Here is an 18,358-nt window from a genome sequence, read left to right on the forward strand (position 1 = left end):
CCGGCCCGCTGGTTCAGTCGAGGAGCCGGTCGGTGAACGCGTTCGCGAACCGGTGGCCGGGGTCGAGGGTGTCGCGCACGCGCCGGAAGTCGTCCCAGCGCGGGTACAGCGCCGCCCAGTCGTAGAGCGGGGCCTCGAAGTACTTGCCCCAGTGCGGACGCCCACCCTCCTCGGCCAGCACCTCCTCCACCGCGCGCAGGAAGTCCATGCCGCCGGGGGAGAGCGTGCCGTCCTCGGCGTAGTACACGACGAACCCGAAGTAGACGGTCTCCTGCCCGGCCGACGGGCTGAGCCAGGCGGTCGAGGGACCGGTGCAGCGCAGGATGATCGGGTAGTGCATGTGCGGGCGGGTCCGCGCGTGCCAGGCCTTGAGCAGGCCGATCACCTCACCGGCCCGGTGCAGCGGGACGCCGATCTCGACGTTGATCTGCGGGGTGGCGATACCGCGGCAGAACACCTGGTAGACGTCCCCGGTCACGTCGGAGAAGTCCTTGAACCGGTTCACGGTGCGGTACGGCTTGCCGTTCGCGTCCTCGATGCGGGTGTCGCTGCGCATCGCGGCGAGCGCGTTGTCCACGGTGCGGTTCATCGCGTCGCTGGTCTGCGCCCGCTCGACGAGCGTGCCGCCCCCCTCGCGGTACTCGCGGACCTCGCCGTCGGTCGCCTCCTGGGCGGTCCAGACGTGGACGAGGTCCTCGTCGGGGAACCACCAGGCCTTGGCGAGCTCGTTCTCGCGGTTCCACCGCACGAGTTCCGTCTCCAACCCCCCGGCCGCCACCGCGCCCTTGACGCACGTGTAGATCCGGTTCGGCACCGTGCGCAGCGTCACCGCGCTCACCGCGCCGAGCAGGCCGAGCCCGAGCTGGACGGCGGGGAACGCCGGGTCGGCCCGGTCGAACTCCGCGACGGACCCGTCGGCCAGCACCATCCGGACGCTCAGCACCGCGTCGCCGATCGAGGACTGGCGCAACCCCTGCCCGTGCGTCCCGGTGGCGAGCGCGCCGGCGAGGGTCTGCGAGGCGATGACGCCGGGGGAGGAGGGCAGCATGCGGCCCATCGCGGTGAGGACGGAGTAGACCTCCTGCAGGGTCGTGCCCCCGGCGAAGGTGGCGTGCTCGGCGCCGGACCCCAGCAACCCGCGCAGGCCGCTGGTGTCGATCAGGCGTTCCCCGTCGGCCGCGAGCTTGAGCATGCGACCGGCCGACATCCGCGACCCGAGGAGGCGGACCCGGCCCGCGCCCGAGGTCACGAGGCGGCGCAGCTCGTCCTCGTCGGCGGGGGCGCTGACGGCCCCGAGCGGCCCCAGCGTGTCGTTGCGAGCCCAGTTCCAGAACGTGCGGCCGTCGTCGGCCCCCACGTCGCGGCGGGGGTAGGCGGCCAGCTCTGCGGTCATCGGGTTCTCCTGCCGGTCGCTGACGTGGGTGTTCGCTGACTGTTCGCTGCGGGTCTGGTGGGCGCGCACCTCGCGCGGTACGGGTCCCCCGACGGCTCCTGGTCCGTGGGGCGGTTCTCTGCTCGATCGCCCGGAGGCGGGTCCGGATCTGCCGCCTCGATCCCTCGCCTCCCGAGGAGATCATCCGGACGGTAACCCCCCGGGTCCCCCGGAGCCCGTCGAGCGCGGCCGACGTGTCCTACGTCTCATCCGACGAGACTGGATCAACGCGCACCCGGCGACGGGCTCGGCTAGAAACGCAGCATGCACACCACCGACGGCGCGGTCCTGCGCGCCGTGCTGTTCGACCGGGACGGCACCCTGGTCCACGACGTCCCGTACAACGGCGACCCCGTCCTGGTCCGGCTCGTCGACGGGGCGGAGCAGGCGCTGGCCCGGTTGCGCGCGGCCGGGCTGCGCACCGGGATCGTCACCAACCAGTCCGGCATCGGGCGCGGTCTCATCACCCGCGAGCAGGCCGAGGCGGTGACCGCCGAGGTGGTCCGCCGGGTCGGCGGGGTGGACGTGGTGCGCCTGTGCGAGCACGCCCCCGACGACGGGTGCCGGTGCCGCAAGCCCGCGCCCGGGATGATCGAGTCGGCCCTCGCCGAGCTGGGCCTGCATCCCTCCGAGGTCGCGGTCGTGGGCGACTCGCCCGGGGACGCCGCGGCCGCCGCGGCGGCGGGCTGCCGCGCCGTGCTGGTCCCGCAGGACGCCCCCGACCTGCTGGCCGCCCTGGACCGCCTGCTGCCCGTGGTCGCGGCCCGGTGACCGGCCCGCGCATCCTGGCGGTGCGGCTCGACAGCGACGGCGACGTCCTCATGACCGGCCCGGCGATCGCCGCGCTCCGGTACGGCCCGGACGGCGTCCGGGCCGAGCGGGTCGACCTCCTTGCCGCCCCGCCCGGGGCCGCGGCGGCGCGACTGCTGCCCGGGGTCGACGACGTCCTCGTGGCCGACGTCCCCTGGTCCGGGTACCACCCGCCCGCGCCCGACGCGGCGGCCCTGCTCGAGCTGGTCGAACTGGTCCGGCGCGGGTCCTACGACGAGGTCGTCGTCTTCACCTCCTACCACCAGAGCTCGATGCCCATGGCCCTGATCGCCCGCCTGGCCGGGGTGCCGCGGGTGGTCGCGGCCAGCGACGACTACCCGGGCAGCATGCTCGACGTGCGGCACCGGCGGCCGGGCAACCCTGACGGCACGGGCGGTGAGCACGAGGTCGTCGCGAGCCTCGGACTGGTCCTGGCGTCCGGCCGTGCCGTCCCCGAGGACCCCCGCACGGCCCTGCGCGCGGACCTCCCGGCGCTGCCCCCGGACCTGCTCGCCGAGCTCGGGGACGACCTGACCGCGGGCCGGGTGGTCGTCGTGCACCCGGGCGCCTCCGTCCCGGCCCGCGCGCCCGACCCCCGGGTCGCCGCGGCCGCCGTCGCCGCGCTCGCCGCGGCCGGCTGGCGGGTCGTGGTGACGGGCGGTCCCGGCGAGGTGGAGCTGGCCGCCCGGGTGCGCGGCGGCGACGAGCGGGTGGTCGACGCGTCCGGACGGACCTCGTTCGGTCAGCTCGCGACCCTGCTGACGGCGGCCGCCGTCGTCGTGGTCGGCAACACCGGACCCGCGCACCTGGCCGCGGCCGTCGGAACGCCGGTGGCGAGCTGGTTCTCCGCGGTCATGCCCGTCGAGCGCTGGGTGCCCTTCGGCGTCCCCGTCGTCGTCCTGGGCGACCTGTTCGCCCCCTGCCGCCTGACCCGCGCGCAGGTCTGCCCCACCCCCGGTCACCCCTGCCTGGAGGTCTCCCCGGACCGCACGGTCGAGGCCGTCGCGGCCCTGGCCGCGGGTGAGGTCCCTGTCCCCCCGCCCGCCACCCCGCTCGTCGGAGCCGACCTGCGCCCCGGGGCCGAGCAGGCCCTGTGAGCACCCTCGACCCGACCTCCCCCGACGGCGGCACGCCCCCCACGAACCGAGCAGGAGCAGCCATGAACGAGCACCCCCGAGGACCGGCGATGTCCTGGTTGCAGGGCCACGAGGCGCAGGTCGCCGACGCGATGGGCAGCCTCGTCGCGCAGGCCGAGCTGGTCGACCGGTGGGCGGCGACCATGGTCGACACCTTCCGCGCCGGGGGGCGGGTGCTGGCCGCCGGCAACGGGGGCAGCGCCGCCGAGGCCCAGCACCTGACCGCCGAGCTCGTCGGACGGTTCGAGGGGGAGCGGCGGCCCCTGTCGGCGATCGCGCTGCACGCGGACACCTCCTCGACCACGGCGATCGGCAACGACTACGGCGCCGAGGAGGTCTTCGCCCGCCAGGTCGAGGCCCACGGGCGGCCGGGCGACGTGCTGGTCCTGCTCTCCACCTCCGGCCGCAGCCCCAACGTCGTCGCCGCCGCCGTCCGCGGGCGGCGCCTCGGGCTGCGGGTGCTGGCCCTCACCGGGCCCGTCCCCGGCCCCCTGTCGGAGGTGGCCGAGGAGACCCTGCTCGTGGGGGTCGCCGGGTCCTCGACCTCCGCGGTGCAGGAGGGGCACCTCGTGGCCGTGCACGCGCTCTGCGCGGCGATCGACGCGGGGCTGCGCGGGGAGCCCCTCGCCGCGGGGACCCCGCTGGCCGCCCCCGCCCCCGCCGTGGGTGCGGCGACCACCGTCGCCGCCCGTCGGCCGGCCCGTCGCGCCGCGGGCCCCGGTGCCCGGCACGTGGTCGTCGTGGGCGACAGCATGCTCGACCGGGACCTGCTGGGGCGCAGCGACCGCATCGCCCCCGACGCGCCCGTCCCGGTCGTGGACCTGCAGGAGCGGCTGCAGAGCCCGGGAGGGGCTGGCCTGACGGCGCTGCTCGTGGCCGCCGGGGGAGCCGGGGGCGCGACGGCCCGGGTGACCCTGGTGACCCCGCTGGCCGACGACGAGGCCGGGCGGGCGCTGCGCTCCGGGCTGCAGGACGCGGCCGCCCCGGTCGCCGTGGTCGGGCTCGGGCACGAGGGCCCGACGCGGACCAAGACCCGGGTGCGGGTGGGCGGTCAGTCCCTGGTGCGCCTGGACGAGGGTGGTCCCGCCACCCCGGCCGACGTGGACGCCGGGGCGCTCGCCGCGGTCCTGGCCGACGCCGACGTCGTGCTGGTCAGCGACTACGGCGCCGGCACCACCCGTGACCCCGCGGTGCGGGCGGCCCTGTCCGCGGCGGCCCGACGCGTCCCCGTGGTGTGGGACCCCCACCCGCGCGGGGGTGCCCCGGTGCCCGGGTGCGTCCTCGTGTCCCCGAACCTGGCCGAGGCGCGCGGGGCGGCCGACCCCGCGGTGGGCTCCGCGCCCGACGCCCTGGCCGAGCACCTGGCCGGCCGGTGGGGTGTCCAGGGCGTCGTGGTCACGACCGGGGCGCAGGGGGCCTGGCTCGCGTCGGCGGGCACCGAGGGTCTGTTCGTCCCCGCACCCGTGGTCGCCGTCGGGGACCCGTGCGGGGCCGGGGACCGCTTCGCCGCGTCCGCGGCGCTGGCCCTGGCCGCCGGGCGGCTGCCCTCGGAGGCCGTGGTCGCGGCGGTCGCCGACGCCTCGGCCTGGGTGGCCGCGGGCGGGGCGGCGGGCTGGCGGTCGGCGCAGCGCGAGCGCGGCGCGACCGACGCCCTCGACCCGGTGACCGGCGCCGACGTCGACCCGGTGGACCCGGTCGCCCGGGTGCGCGCGTCGGGCGGGACCGTCGTGGCCACCGGGGGGTGCTTCGACGTGCTGCACGCGGGCCACGTCGCCAGCCTGGAGGCCTCCCGCCGCCTCGGTGACGCGCTCGTGGTGCTGCTGAACTCCGACGCCTCGGTGCGCCGGTTGAAGGGGGCGAGCCGACCGGTCAACGACCAGGCCGACCGCGCCCGGGTCCTCGCCGCCCTGGACTGCGTGGACGCCGTCGTCGTCTTCGACGAGGACGACCCACGGGCCGCGCTCGCCGGGCTGCGACCCGACGTGTGGACCAAGGGCGGCGACTACGGCGGCGCCGAGCTGCCCGAGGCCCCGCTCGTCCGCAGCTGGGGCGGGCGGGTCGTCCTGCTGCCCTACCTCGCCGGCCGCTCCACGACGCTGACCCTGGCCAAGGGGGCGGCGACCGCGGAGGTCGCCGGCTGACCCGGGAGCGCGCCCGCCTCAGTGCCGGCGCGGGGGTTCCGGGCGGCGCAGCTCGTCGGGCACGAGCTCCTGCATCTCCTCCGGCAGGAGGGGCAGGTCGAGCAGGCTGAGCTTCATCCGCGACCGTCGGCCGTGCCCGGTCGGGTCGAAACGGATCACCTGGCCCGCGTCGCGCTGGGCCTGGATGGTGAGCCGGTGCCCGGGCGGGACCTCACCGGAGGCGATGCCGTCCACCTCCAGCACGGGTGTCCCCGACCCCTCCATGAGTTCCAGGGTCACCGGCTCGTCCACCCCGAGGACGATGGGCCGTGCGATCCCCGACATGGGCGCGACCGGGGTCAGGACCAGGCTGTCGGTCCCCGGGGAGACGACCGGTCCGCCGGCCGCGTAGCTGTAGGCCGTCGATCCGGTGGGGGTGGCCAGGACCACGGCGTCGCAACGGTAGTAACCGATGCGCTGGCCCGCGATGCTCAACCGGGCGGTCACCGTGCCGCGGCCGGGCTGGCGGGCCAGGGCCAGGTCGTTGAACGCCACGACCTCGCGGGTGCCGCCCGGGTCACCGGCCCGCCCGCGCAGGCACAGGTGGGGTTCGACGGTGAAGTCCAGGGCCGCCAACCGGTCGAGCGCCGCGGGCAGTTCCTGGGGTTCCAGCTCCACGAGGAAACCCAGGTGTCCGAGGTTCACCCCGATCACCGGGATACCCCGCCCGGCGCAGAGTCTGAGGGCTCCGAGCATGGTCCCGTCGCCGCCCAGGGAGATCACCACGCGCACGGTGGCCAGGAACTCCTCCTCGGACACGGCGGGGACGCCCGCGGGCAACCGGGCCGAGTCCAGGCCGACGACCTCGCCACCGGCCTCGGCCACCCATCTCGCCACCACCGCAGCCGGTCCCGAGACGTCCTTGACCGGGTGGACGACGAGACCGAGGCGGTGACTGCGCACGGCGGCGACGCTACCGAACGGGGCTCAGGCCCGGCGGCGGGCCAGCGGGACCACGAGCGGGGTGCCCGTCTGCGGGTCGGGCACGACCTGGCAGGGCAGTCCGAACACGGTCTCGACCAGCCCCGCCGTCACGATCTCGGCCGGTTCGCCCTCGGCGACGATCCGTCCGTCCCGCAGGGCGATCAGGTGCGTGGCGTACCGGCAGGCCTGGTTGAGGTCGTGCAGGACCGCGACCATCGTCCGGCCCTCCTCGTGCAGCTGCGCGCACAGGTCCAGCACCTCGACCTGGTGGGCGATGTCGAGGAACGTGGTGGGTTCGTCGAGCAGCAGGATCGGGGTCTCCTGGGCGAGGGCCATCGCGATCCACACGCGCTGGCGCTGACCACCGGAGAGTTCGTCCACCGACCGCTCGGCGAGGGTCTCGACGTGGGTCGCCGCCATGGCGTGGTCCACCGCGCGTTCGTCCTCACGCGTCCACTGCCGCAGCAGTTTCTGGTGCGGGAAGCGACCGCGGGCGACGAGGTCGGCGACGGTGATGCCGTCCGGGGCGCTCGCCGTCTGCGGCAGCAGCCCCAACCGGCGGGCCACCTCCTTGGCGGGCAGCGACTGGATCACCGAGCCGTCGAGCAGGACGCGGCCGTCCTGCGGTTTGAGCATCCGGGCGAGCGCCCGCAGCAGCGTCGACTTCCCGCACGCGTTGGGGCCGACGATGACGGTGAAGGACCCGTCGGGGATCTGCACCGACAGCTGCTCGGCGATCGTGCGGTCGTCGTAGGCGAGCGTGAGGTTCTCGCCGCTGAGCCGGGAGGACGGGGGGGACGGGCGGGTGGGCACGGAACTCCGATCGAGGAGGGAACGGATCGAGGGGCTCAGCCGCGGCCGCGGCGCCACTGCCCGACGAGCAGCCAGGCGAGGTACAGACCGCCGACCGCGCCGGTGACGACGCCGACGGGAAGCTGGGTCGGGGCGAACAGGCGCTGCGCCGCGAAGTCGCTGAGCAGCAGCAGGACCGCGCCGGTCAACCCGGCGGCGACGAGGCCGCTGCCGACGCTGCGGGTGAGGCGGCGGGCGATCTGCGGCGCGGTCAGCGCCACGAAGGAGATCGGTCCGGCGGCCAGCGCCGCGAGCGCGGTCAGCGCCACCCCGACCAGCAGGACCAGGCCGCGGGTCAGGTCGACGCGCACCCCGAGGGCCCGGGCGGCGTCGTCACCGAGGTCGAGCATGGTCAGCGGCCGGCCCATGGCCAGGGCCACCGGGAGCAGCAGGGCGAGACCCACGGCCAGCGGCAGCGCCTGCTCCCACCCGCGTCCGTTCAGGCTCCCGGTGATCCACACCTGGGCGGCCTGGGCCTGCTCCAGCTGCGCCCGGGTCAGCAGGTAGTTGTTGAGCGCGGACAGCACCGCGGTGAGACCGATCCCGACGAGGATCAGCCGGTACCCCTGCAGCCCACCGCCGCGCACCGCGAGGACGTAGACGAGCAGGGCGTTCACGAAACCCCCGGCGACCGCGCCGAGGGCGACCGCGAGCCCGGTCCGTTCCAGCACCAGCAGCACCACGAGGGCCCCGGTGACGGCGCCCGTGGTGAACCCGATGATGTCGGGACTGCCCAGCGGGTTGCGCGTGACCTGCTGGAAGATCGCCCCGGCCACCCCGAGCGCGACACCGCACAGCGCCCCGACCACGACCCGGGGCAGCCGCAGCCCGAGGACGATGAACTCCGAGGCCCGCTCGCCCTGCCCGATCAGCGTGCGCAGCACCTCGGGGATGCTCAGCGGGTAGTCGCCGGTCGACAGCAGCAGGCTCACCACACCGAGCAGCGCCACCAGCAGCGCCGCGCAGACCCCGACCGTCCGTCCCTCGACCCGGACGCTGACGCGGCCCCGACCGCCGAGGGTGCGGCCCCGTCGGGCCCGGTCGGCGATCCGCAGGGTCTGCGGGGGAGCGGTGTCCAGGCCCGCGCTCACAGCTGCGCCAACCGCTTGCGGCGGACCAGGGCGATGAGCACGGGGGCACCCAGCACGGCGGTCACGATGCTGACCTCCAGTTCCCCGGGTCGCACCACGACCCGGCCGAGGACGTCACCCAGCAGCAGCAGGGCCGGGGCGAGGACGAGGGAGAACGGCAGCACCCAGCGCTGGTCGGGCCCGGTGACCGCGCGCACCATGTGCGGCACCGCCAGACCCAGGAACCAGATCGGGCCGGCCGCGGCCGTGGCGGCACCGCAGAGCAGGGTCACGGCGACCGCGGTGAGCACGCGGGTGCGGGCGACGTTCGCGCCGAGGGCCCGACCGGAGTCCTCGCCGAGGGCGAGGGCGTTGAGGGCGCGGCCCTGGCTCAGCGCCAGCAGGGTCCCGACGACGAAGAAGGGCGCGACCTGCGCGACCAGCGAGAGGTCCTGACCGACGAGCGAGCCCACCTGCCAGTACCGGAACCGGTCGAAGGTCCGGCTGTCGAGCAGGATCATCCCGGTCGTGTAGGCGCCGAGGGCGGCGGCGATCGCGGTCCCGGCCAGCGCCAGGCGCACGGGTGTCGCCCCGCCGCGGCCGCTGGTGCCGATGACGTAGACGACGACGGAGACCACCGCGGCCCCGACCATGGAGAACCAGACCAGGCCCATGGGGCTCGTGACGCCGGCCACCGCGACGGCGGTGACCATGGCGGCGGCGGCCCCGGAGTTCACCCCGAGCAGGCCCGGGTCGGCCAGCGGGTTGCGGGTCAGGGCCTGCATGAGCGCCCCGGACAGTCCCAGCGCGATCCCGACGGCGATCCCCAGGATGGTCCGCGGCACCCGCAGCTCACGCACGACCAGCGCGTCCTGGCCCTGCGCGGCTCCCGTCAACGAGTCCCAGACCACGCCCGGGGCGATGGGCCGGGACCCGATCGCCAGGCTCAGCCCGACGGCGAGCAGCAGGACGGCGACGGAGAGCGCGAGAGCCGGTCCGCGCCAACGGCGACGGCGGGTGCTGCGCACCGGCGGCGAGCCCGGGCGGACGCCCGGGGATCGGGTGGGGATGGCCACGAGGTGAGGTTAGCCTCTCCGATGTTCCGCGTCTTCCCCCGGGCGCTGACCGGGTGAGAGTGTGACCGGTCTGGCACGGGTCGCCCCGGTGCCCGCCGTCGCCGGTGCGGCACAATGGGGGTGCGGTGCCGTCCCGACCCGGGACGACGCCGCGGTCGAGTTGTCAGCGTCCGCCAGGCCCCGGTTCCCCCGGTGGTCGGTCGTGCAGACGCATCAGGTCCCTCCATGGCGAGCGGGGTCGGGCACCACGGCCAACCCTGTCGATCGACCCTGGAAGGTTCCACCCTGTGACGTCCACCCCTGAGTTCCGCGCGCCCTCGACCCCCCGCGACGGGTCCGCCGCGCCCCGCCGTCGTCGGGCCACCGCCGCGGCCGGCCCCGCCAACCCCGCCCCCCGGGGCGGTTCGGTCCCCGGGCAGCGCACCGCGCCGCGCCCGGCCCGGTCCGAGGCTCCCGCGCCGGTCCTGGACGGTCCCGCCGCGGGCGTCGAGCCCGTCGCGGACGGGCGGACCTTCGCCCAGCTCGGCGTCCCCGCGCCGCTGGTCTCCGTGCTCGCCGCCCAGGGCGCGGTGCACCCCTTCCCGATCCAGGCCGCCACGCTGCCGGACTCGCTGGCCGGACGCGACGTCCTCGGCCGTGGGCGCACCGGCAGCGGCAAGACCATCGCCTTCGCGCTGCCCCTGGTGAGCCGTCTCGCGGCCTCGGGGACGGCCCGGCGCAGCACCCGCCCGCGCGCCCTGGTCCTCGTGCCCACCCGCGAGCTGGCGACCCAGGTCGCGGCCACGGTCACCCCGCTGGCCGCCGAGCTCGGGCTGCGGACGACCGTCGTCTTCGGCGGTGTCGGGCAGAACCCGCAGGTCAACGCCCTGCGCGACGGCGTCGACATCCTGGTGGCCTGCCCGGGCCGCCTCGAGGACCTCATCCGGCAGGGCTTCTGCCGCCTCGACGCGGTCGAGGTCACCGTCCTCGACGAGGCCGACCACATGGCCGACCTCGGGTTCCTGCCCGGGGTGAAGCGCCTGCTCGACCAGACCCCGGCCGGGACCCAGCGCCTGCTGTTCAGCGCCACGCTGGACAACGGCATCGACGTCCTGGTCAAGCGCTACCTGCGCTCCCCGGTCACCCACTCCGTCGACCCGGCGGTCGCGGCGGTCCCGAGCATCGAGCACCACGTCCTCGAGGTCGACGCCGACGGCAAGGGCTCCCTGGTCCGCGAGCTCGCCTCCGGCACCGGTCGCCGCGTGCTCTTCACCCGCACCAAGCACGGCGCCAAGAAGCTCGCCAAGCAGCTCACCGCGGCCGGCGTCCCGGCCGTCGACCTGCACGGCAACCTCAGCCAGAACGCCCGCGAGCGCAACCTCGGGGCGTTCAGCGACGGCTCGGTCCGCGTCCTCGTGGCCACCGACATCGCCGCGCGCGGCATCCACGTCGACGACGTGACCATCGTCGTGCACGTGGACCCGCCCACCGAGCACAAGGCCTACCTGCACCGTTCCGGGCGCACGGCGCGGGCCGGGGCCGAGGGCATCGTGGTCACGGTCGCGACGCCCGACCAGCGTGGTGACGTGCGGACCCTGGCCCGCCAGGCCGGCATCTCGCCGCGCTGGACCGCGGTCACGGCACGCCACGAGCTGGTCGACTCGTTGACCGGACCGCGCGCGGCCTGGGTGGACCCGGCGACCTCGCCGGTCCCGACGGCTCCGCCGCAGCCGCAGCCCAAGCGGGCCGCCCGGCCCGCCGCCGGCCCTGCGCCCGCACGTGGTGGCGCCCGTCCGAGCGGCGGTGCCGGGCAGACCGGCGGAGCGCGTCGCCGCGGTGGCCGCGGCCGGGGAGGCTCCGCCGGGGGTGCCGGTCGCCCCGGTGCCGCCCGCGGCTGACGTCCTCCCGCGCCCTTCCTGATCGTCGGGACGACCGCGTGACCGGGCTGCTGGACCGGGCCGGCACCACGTTGCCGGTCCGTCCGGTCCTGCCCGGTCTCCTCGCCGCCCTCGGGGAGGCCGGGCGGGCCGTCCTCGTGGCCCCGCCCGGCACGGGCAAGACGACGCTGGCCCCGCTGGCCCTGGCGGACGCGTTGTCGCACAGGGGTTCTGGTCGACCTTCGCGGGTGGTCGTGGCCGAACCCCGTCGGGTCGCCACGCGGGCGGCGGCGGCCCGCATGGCCGCCCTCCTCGGCGAGGAGGTCGGGGCGAGCGTCGGGTACGCCGTCCGGGGTGAGCGCCGTGTCGGGCCCGCCACCCGCGTCGAGGTCGTGACCACCGGGTTGCTGCTGCGGCGCCTGCTGTCCGACCCCGAGCTGCCCGGTGTCGGGGCGGTGCTGCTCGACGAGATCCACGAACGCCAGCTCGACGCCGACCTGACCGCCGCGTTCGTCACCGAGAGCCGCGCCGTCCTGCGCCCGGACCTCTGGCTGGTCGCGGCGACCGCGACCCCGGACGTCCCCGCGCTCGACGCCCTGCTGGCCGAGTCCGGTCACCCGGCCCCCGTGGTCACCGCCACGGCCGCCGTCCACCCGCTGGACGTCCGCTACCGCCCGACCCCGCGCCCCGTGCGTCCCCCGCTCGGACTGGCCGTGGACCCGGCCCTGCTCGACCACGTCGCCACCCTCGTCCGGGAGGCCGTCGCCGAGCTCCCCGGGGACGTCCTGACCTTCCTGCCCGGGGCCGGGGAGATCGCCGCGCTGACCCGCAGGTTGGGCGGGCTGCGCGCGCCCGACGGCCGCCCCGTCGACGTCCGGGCGCTGCACGGGCGATTGCCCTCCGCGGAGCAGGACGACGTCCTGCGCCCCCCGGCGCCGGGCACGACCCGCGACCGGCGGGTGGTCCTCGCCACGTCGGTCGCCGAGTCCAGCCTCACCGTGCCGGGCGTCCGGGTCGTCGTCGACGCCGGACTGAGCCGGATCCCCCGGCCGGACCCGGCCCGCGGGGTCGGCGGTCTGGACACCGTGCGCGTCTCGCGGGCGGGGGCGGAGCAGCGCGCCGGTCGTGCGGCCCGCGAGGCCCCGGGCACGGTGCTGCGCGCCTGGTCCGTCGGCGAGCAGGGCCTGCTCGCGCCCCGACCCGAACCCGAGGTGCGGACCGCCGATCTCACCGCTGCCGCCCTGCTCCTGGCCTGCTGGGGCGGCGAGCTGCGCCTGCCCGAGGATCCGAGCCCGGGGCGGTTGCAGGCCGCGCGCGACGGGTTGCGCCGGCTGGGTGCCCTCCACCCCGACGGGAGCCCCACCGGGCACGGGCGCGAGCTCGCGGGTCTCGGCCTGCACCCCCGCCTCGCCCACGCGCTGCTGCGCGGGGCGGACCGGTGCGGGCCCGAGCGGGCCGCCGAGGTCGTGGCGCTGCTGTCCGAGGACCTCCTGGGGCAGGGGACCGACGACGTGGTGGTCACCTGGCGCGGGCTGCGATCGGGCGACGACCTCCGGTCCCGGCGCTGGCGCGCCGAGGTCCGTCGCCTCCTGGCGCTGCTCCCGGCCGGGGGGCGCGGGGGGTCGCGCGGCTCCGGACCCTCCGACGACGAGGCCGCCGCGGTGCTCGTGATGCTCGCCCACCCCGAACGGGTGGCCCGCCGCCGCGGCGAGGGGTACGCCGGGGTGGGTGGCACCGGGTTCGCGCTCGCTCCGGGCACGGCGCTCGCCGGGGCGCCCTGGCTGGCGGTCGCCGTGGCCGAGCGCGCCCCGGGCCGGGCCGACGCCCGCATCCGGGCCGCCGTCGCCGTGGAGGAGGCCGTCGTCCTCGACGTCCTGGCCGGTGAACGGCACGAGGAGGGCGAGGTCGTCTGGCGCGACGGCGACGTCCGGGCGCGTCGCCTCTCCCGCCTCGGCGCCCTCGTCCTGACCGAACGACCCTGGCCCGACCCGCCCGCCGACCGGGTGGCGGCGGCCCTCGCCGCGGCGGTCGCGGCGGACGGGGTCGACCTGCTGCGCTGGACCCCCGCGGCCCGGCGGCTGCGGCAGCGGGTGGCCTGCCTGCACGCCGCCGACCCGACCTCCTGGCCCGACCTCGCCGACCCGGCCGTCGTCGCCTCGGCCCTGGCCCCCGCGCTCGCCGGGGTCCGCTCCGCCGCCGCCCTGCGGGGCCTCGACGTGCTGTCCGCCCTCCGCGCCGCCCTGCCCTGGCCGGCGGCCGGGCGGTTGGACGAGCTGGCGCCGGAGACCCTCGCGCTGCCCAGCGGCCGGGAGGCGGCGGTGGCCTACGACGACCCCACCGCCCCCGTCCTCGCGGTGAAGCTCCAGGAGCTGTTCGGGCTGACCGCCTCGCCCCGGGTGGCCGGGGGCCGGGTCGCGGTCGTGGTGCACCTGCTCTCGCCCGCCGGTCGTCCGCTCGCGGTGACCGCCGACCTGGAGTCGTTCTGGCGCAACGTCTACCCCTCGGTACGGGGGGAGATGCGGGGCCGCTACCCCAAGCATCCGTGGCCCGAGGACCCCCTCACCGCGACGCCGACCGCCCGGACCACCCGACGCGGCTCCCCGGACCGGTCCTGACCCGGGCGCCCCGGGGTGCCGGGACGAGACCGTGACCGAGTGCTTACGATCAGTCATTGATGTCCGCGCGGGGACAGGTCGTGAGAGCAGAGGGGGCGGGCCGTGACGTCGTCGCGTTCCCTGCTCACGGCCGACGTCCTGGTGGTGGGGGCCGGTGGGGCCGGGCTGGCCTGCGCCCACGAACTCCTCCGCGGGGGCCTCGAACCGGGCCGCGGCTTCCTCGTCCTCGACGCCGAGGAGGGACCCGGTGGGGCCTGGCGGCACCGCTGGCCGACGCTGACCATGGGCTGGATCGACGGTGGGCACGACCTGCCCGGCTACCCGCTCGGCGACCTCGACCCGGAGCTGCGCGCCCGGGACGTGATGCCGCACTACCTCGCCGAGTACGAGGCGCGGCTGGGCCTGACCCCCGAGCACCTGCGGCGGCCGCTGCGGGTGGTCGACGTCGGTCGCGGGGGCGGGCGCCTGACCGTCCGGACGGCGGAGGGCGACGGCGGCCCGGGCCCCGTCGTCGCGGCCCGGACCGTCCTGAGCGCGACCGGCACCTGGACCCGGCCCTGGTGGCCGACGTACCCCGGGGCGGCGGACTTCCGCGGGCCCCAGGTGCACACGGCCACCTGGGCGGGGGCCGCCGCGCTGCTCGGGGGGCCGCTGGAGACCGTCGCCGACCCGCACGTGGTCGTCGTGGGCGGCGGGACCTCGGCCGTGCAGCACCTGGCCGAACTGGCCCCGGTGGCGGGCACCACCTGGGTCACCCGCAGCGAACCGGTCTTCCGCGACCCCGCCGAGGCCGACCCCGTCGACGAGGCGGCCCGCCGGGCCGCGGTCGAGCTGATGGCCGAGCGCGTGGCCGCGGGGGAGCCGGTCGGCAGCATGGTCTCCGCGACCGGCATCCCGCTCACCCCCGAGGTCGCCGAGCTGCGCGGCAGCGGGGTCCTCAAGCGGCACCCGGTGTTCCGTCGGATCACCCCGACGGGGGTGCGCTGGGCCGACGGCTCCGAGCAGGCGGCCGACGCGATCGTCTGGGCCACCGGGTTCCGGCCGGCGCTGGACCACCTCCGTGGTCTGGGGCTGCGCGAACGGGGCGGGGGGATCCGGCTGCAGGGGACGCGGGTGGTGCGTGAACCCCGACTCCACCTGATCGGGTACGGGCCGGCGGCCGGCACGATCGGCGCCACGAGGGCCGCCCGGGCGGCGGTCCGCGAGGTGCGGCTGGCGCGCTGAACGTCCACATGATGAGACCGTCGTCTCATCCGATGGGACGGGGAGCGAAGGGCGCGGCAGAGTCCGGGCATGCCCGACGACACCCGCGAGACGACCCCTTCCGCCCCCGACTACCTGCACGGGTACTCGGCCCCCGTCCGGCGTTCGCACTCCTGGCGCACGGTGGCCAACTCGGCCGCCTACCTCGAACCCCGGCTGCGCCCCGGGCTCGACCTGCTCGACGTCGGCTGCGGCGTCGGCACCCTCACCGCCGACCTCGCGACGCGGGTGGCGCCGGGTCGGGTCGTCGGGGTGGACGCCTCCGCGGAGGTGCTCACCGCGGCCGCGGCCGCCGCGGCCGCGCACGGCGTCGACGTCGAGCTGCTGGTCGCCGACGCCACCGCGCTGCCCTTCGCCGCGGCCTCCTTCGACGTCGTCCACCTGCACCAGGTCCTGCAGCACGTCCCCGACCCGGTCGCGGTCCTGCGGGAGGCCCGCCGCGTGCTGCGCCCGGGCGGGACCGTGGCCGCCCGGGACGCGGTGTACGCCTCCACCGTGGCCGTCCCGGAGGACCCGGACCTCGTGGCCTGGCGCGAGACCTACCGTCGCACCGCGCGCGCCCTGGGCACCGAACCGGACGCCGGGGCCCACCTGGCCCGCTGGGCGCGGGCGGCGGGGTTCACCGACGTCGTGGTGAGCGCCTCGGCGTGGGCGTTCTCCGACCCCGCCGACCGGCAGTGGTGGGCGAGCACCTGGGCCGAGCGCACCGACACCGTCCTGCGGCCGCGGTTCGCGGCGGGCGGACCGGGCGAGGAGGACCGGACCGACGCGATGGTCGCGGCCTGGCGGCGCTGGGCGGACGTCGAGGACGCCTGGATGAGCATGACCCACGGCGAGGTGCTGCTGAGGGCCTGACCCGTGGACCGGTGCCCGTCCCGGGGCGCTCACGTGAGCGGCTCGACCAGGGTGAAGGGGACGCTCAGCTCCCCCCGCGACGTCTGCACCCGGTAGCGGGTGCGCCCGCGTGCGACCACCCGCCCGCCGAGTCCGGCGTAGCGTCCCGACCCCAGCAGCCGGACCGGTGTCCCGACCCCCAGGCGCAGGGCCGGTGGCGTCGGGGTACCGGAGAGGGCCGCCTGCAGCTGGGCCGCGTAGACCGGGCCGAGGTCGACCGGGCGCCCCCGGTGCGTCCAGCTCAGCACGTGCCGCGCCTCGAAGGCCGCGGCGCAGCTGCGGCAGGAGCTGACGCGGGTCGGGCGGCGGTGCCGGTGGACGACGTGCCCGGCCGGGCACGTCCCGACCCACTCCCCGACGGGGGTCGGGGCGTCCGCCGGCATCGTGCGCGCGCCGTCGGCCCCGATCCGCACCGCCGTGGCCCGCCACACCGCGTCGTGACCGTGGCCCGCGCCGACCAGGGCGTGCGCGATCTCGTGCAGGAGGGTCGCGCGGACCTCCTCGGGCCCGTGCAGCAGCGTGATGGGCCCGCTCACCGTGATGCGCCGCCGGTCGTAGCGACAGGCCCCCGCCCGGGTGCGGGCCCGGTCCAGCCCCACCGTCCACCCGCTCAGCCCGTGCTCGCGCACCAGTTCCCGACCCATCCGCAGCGCGTCCTCGACGTCCACCCCGACCTGCCCCTCCGTGCCGTCCACCCGCGTCGCCACCCGACCCCCACGGCGACGGGCCCACCTCAGCACCCGCCTCCGACACGAAGCGTCCCGGGTGGCAGGCTGACGGCGTGGCGGACGCGATCGTGGTCGGGGCCGGGCCCAACGGGCTGGCCGCGGCCGTCGTCCTGGCCCGCGCGGGGCTCGAGGTCGAGGTGCTCGAACGGGCCCCCACCCCCGGCGGCGGGGCCCGCACCCGCGAGGTCACGCTCCCCGGGTTCCGGCACGACACCGGTTCCGCGGTCCACCCCATGGCCCTCGCCTCGCCCTTCTTCCGGGCCTTCGACCTCGCCGCCCACGGGGTCGACCTGCGCCACCCCGACATCGCCTACGGGCATCCGCTCGAGGGCGGTCGCGCCGCGCTCGCCCACCGCGACCTGGACCGCACGGCGGCGGGTCTCGGGGTGGACGGTCCGGCCTGGCGGGCCCTGCTGGGCCCCCTGGCCCGGGCCTGGCCGCGCCTCGTCGAGGTCGCCCTGGGCGACCTGCGCTCGCTGCCCCCGGCGCGGGCCTGGACGACGGCCGCCCACCTCGGCGCCGCAGTGGTCGAGCAGGGCGGCCCGGCCTGGAACCTGCGGTTCCGGACCGAGGAGGCCGCCGCGCTGCTCACCGGGGTCGCCGCCCACGCCGTCGCCCCACCCCGCGCCCCCGGTCCCGCCGCCGCGGGCCTCGTCCTGGCCGCCCTCGCCCACGGCGTGGGCTGGCCCGTGCCGCGCGGCGGGTCGCAGTCGATCGTCGACGCGCTCGTCGCCGACCTCCTCGCGCACGGGGGGCGGGTACGGACCGGCGTGGACGTCACCGACCTGCGCGAGCTCCCGCCGACGACGGCCGTGCTGCTCGACGTCGCCCCCACCGGCCTCCTGCGCCTGGCCGGGGACCGCCTCCCCGACGGCTACGCGACCGCCCTGCGCCGCTACCGCCACCGCGGGGCCGCGAGCCCCGTGCACTTCGCGCTCGCCGGACCGGTGCCCTGGGCGGCCCCCGGCCTGGACCGCGCCGGCACCGTGCACGTCGGCGGGGACCGGGCGCAGATGATGGCGGCGGAACGATCCGTGGCCCGCGGCCGCTTCGCCTCGCGCCCCTACGTGCTGGTGTCGCAGCCCTCGGTCGTGGACGACACCCGCGCGCCCGCCGGTCGACACGTCCTGTGGACCTACGCCCACGTCCCCGTCGGGTCCGTGCCCGACGCGGGGGAGGCGGTCCAGCGTCGCCTGGAGGAGTTCGCGCCCGGCTTCTCCGACCTCGTGCTGGCCCGCACGGCGCTCGGGGCCGCGGCGCTCGCGGCCGACGACCCCACCCTCGTCGGGGGTGACATCGCCTGCGGCGCACCGACCCCGTGGCAGCTCGCGTTCCGTCCGGTGCCGCGCTGGGACCCCTACCGCACCCCCCTGGACGGGGTGTACCTGTGCTCGGCCGCGACCGCCCCCGGGCCTGGGGTGCACGGCCTGTGCGGGGTCAACGCCGCCCGCCGCGTGCTGCGCCACCACTTCGGTATCCGCGTCGCCCGGGACGGGCTCACCCCGGCCTGAGCCGTGGCGCC

Annotated in this window: 14 protein-coding genes; 8 read left to right on the forward strand and 6 right to left on the reverse strand. The window is 77.1% G+C overall.

Annotated elements, in window-relative coordinates:
* Positions 1 to 13: 13 nt before the first annotated feature.
* Positions 14 to 1,393, reverse strand: a complete 1,380-nt coding sequence (locus tag ACFFKU_RS05400) for a D-arabinono-1,4-lactone oxidase (RefSeq protein WP_380136294.1) — start codon at positions 1,391 to 1,393, stop codon at positions 14 to 16.
* A gap of 303 nt (positions 1,394 to 1,696) precedes the next feature.
* Between ACFFKU_RS05400 and ACFFKU_RS05405 the strand changes: the two genes are divergently transcribed.
* The 3 genes from ACFFKU_RS05405 (at position 1,697) to ACFFKU_RS05415 (ending at position 5,519) form a co-directional block, all read left to right on the forward strand.
* Entirely contained in the window at positions 1,697 to 2,203 is a 507-nt protein-coding gene (locus tag ACFFKU_RS05405; RefSeq protein WP_380136296.1) for a D-glycero-alpha-D-manno-heptose-1,7-bisphosphate 7-phosphatase, read from the forward strand.
* The gene (locus ACFFKU_RS05410) at positions 2,200 to 3,339 is read left to right on the forward strand and encodes a glycosyltransferase family 9 protein (protein WP_380136298.1); all 1,140 of its coding nucleotides are present in this window, start codon (positions 2,200 to 2,202) and stop codon (positions 3,337 to 3,339) included. Before ACFFKU_RS05405 ends, ACFFKU_RS05410 begins: the two co-directional genes overlap by 4 nt.
* 62 nt (positions 3,340 to 3,401) lie before the next feature.
* Positions 3,402 to 5,519, forward strand: coding sequence for a PfkB family carbohydrate kinase (locus ACFFKU_RS05415; RefSeq protein ID WP_380136300.1), 2,118 nt, complete (start codon positions 3,402 to 3,404; stop codon positions 5,517 to 5,519).
* A gap of 18 nt (positions 5,520 to 5,537) precedes the next feature.
* Here ACFFKU_RS05415 and ACFFKU_RS05420 read toward each other — a convergent pair whose 3' ends face one another.
* Genes ACFFKU_RS05420 through ACFFKU_RS05435 form a run of 4 tightly spaced genes read right to left on the reverse strand, consistent with a single transcriptional unit; the run spans position 5,538 to position 9,474 of the window.
* Positions 5,538 to 6,461 (reverse strand): NAD(+)/NADH kinase, encoded by a 924-nt coding sequence (locus tag ACFFKU_RS05420; protein ID WP_380136302.1) that lies wholly within the window; start codon positions 6,459 to 6,461, stop codon positions 5,538 to 5,540.
* A gap of 24 nt (positions 6,462 to 6,485) precedes the next feature.
* A complete protein-coding gene (locus ACFFKU_RS05425; protein WP_380136304.1) occupies positions 6,486 to 7,295 on the reverse strand; it encodes an ABC transporter ATP-binding protein in 810 nt (269 codons plus the stop codon).
* 35 nt (positions 7,296 to 7,330) lie between these two features.
* Entirely contained in the window at positions 7,331 to 8,425 is a 1,095-nt protein-coding gene (locus ACFFKU_RS05430) for a FecCD family ABC transporter permease (protein ID WP_380136307.1), read from the reverse strand.
* On the reverse strand, positions 8,422 to 9,474 hold the full coding sequence (locus ACFFKU_RS05435) for an iron chelate uptake ABC transporter family permease subunit (protein ID WP_380136465.1): 1,053 nt from the start codon (positions 9,472 to 9,474) through the stop codon (positions 8,422 to 8,424). The genes ACFFKU_RS05430 and ACFFKU_RS05435 overlap by 4 nt, the downstream gene beginning before the upstream one ends.
* Before the next feature lie 293 nt (positions 9,475 to 9,767).
* On the opposite strand from ACFFKU_RS05435, the gene ACFFKU_RS05440 reads away from it, so the two are divergent.
* The 4 genes from ACFFKU_RS05440 (at position 9,768) to ACFFKU_RS05455 (ending at position 16,069) form a co-directional block, all read left to right on the forward strand.
* Positions 9,768 to 11,357, forward strand: coding sequence for a DEAD/DEAH box helicase (locus ACFFKU_RS05440; protein WP_380136309.1), 1,590 nt, complete (start codon positions 9,768 to 9,770; stop codon positions 11,355 to 11,357).
* Between the two features lie 47 nt (positions 11,358 to 11,404).
* The gene (hrpB, locus tag ACFFKU_RS05445; protein ID WP_380136467.1) at positions 11,405 to 13,951 is read left to right on the forward strand and encodes an ATP-dependent helicase HrpB; all 2,547 of its coding nucleotides are present in this window, start codon (positions 11,405 to 11,407) and stop codon (positions 13,949 to 13,951) included.
* A 102-nt stretch (positions 13,952 to 14,053) separates the two neighbouring features.
* Positions 14,054 to 15,175 carry an FAD-dependent oxidoreductase gene (locus ACFFKU_RS05450; protein WP_380136310.1) on the forward strand — a complete coding sequence of 374 codons (1,122 nt, stop codon included), beginning with the start codon at positions 14,054 to 14,056 and terminating at the stop codon, positions 15,173 to 15,175.
* A 69-nt stretch (positions 15,176 to 15,244) separates the two neighbouring features.
* The gene (locus tag ACFFKU_RS05455) at positions 15,245 to 16,069 is read left to right on the forward strand and encodes a class I SAM-dependent methyltransferase (protein ID WP_380136312.1); all 825 of its coding nucleotides are present in this window, start codon (positions 15,245 to 15,247) and stop codon (positions 16,067 to 16,069) included.
* A gap of 29 nt (positions 16,070 to 16,098) precedes the next feature.
* Here ACFFKU_RS05455 and ACFFKU_RS05460 read toward each other — a convergent pair whose 3' ends face one another.
* Positions 16,099 to 16,803: a SprT-like domain-containing protein gene (locus tag ACFFKU_RS05460; protein ID WP_380136314.1), complete on the reverse strand. Its 705-nt coding sequence runs from the start codon at positions 16,801 to 16,803 to the stop codon at positions 16,099 to 16,101.
* 86 nt (positions 16,804 to 16,889) lie between these two features.
* On the opposite strand from ACFFKU_RS05460, the gene ACFFKU_RS05465 reads away from it, so the two are divergent.
* Positions 16,890 to 18,347 (forward strand): phytoene desaturase family protein, encoded by a 1,458-nt coding sequence (locus ACFFKU_RS05465; RefSeq protein WP_380136315.1) that lies wholly within the window; start codon positions 16,890 to 16,892, stop codon positions 18,345 to 18,347.
* The last annotated feature ends 11 nt before the right edge of the window (positions 18,348 to 18,358 follow it).

The organism is Kineococcus gynurae, from assembly GCF_042433995.1.
Classification (GTDB): domain Bacteria; phylum Actinomycetota; class Actinomycetes; order Actinomycetales; family Kineococcaceae; genus Kineococcus; species Kineococcus gynurae.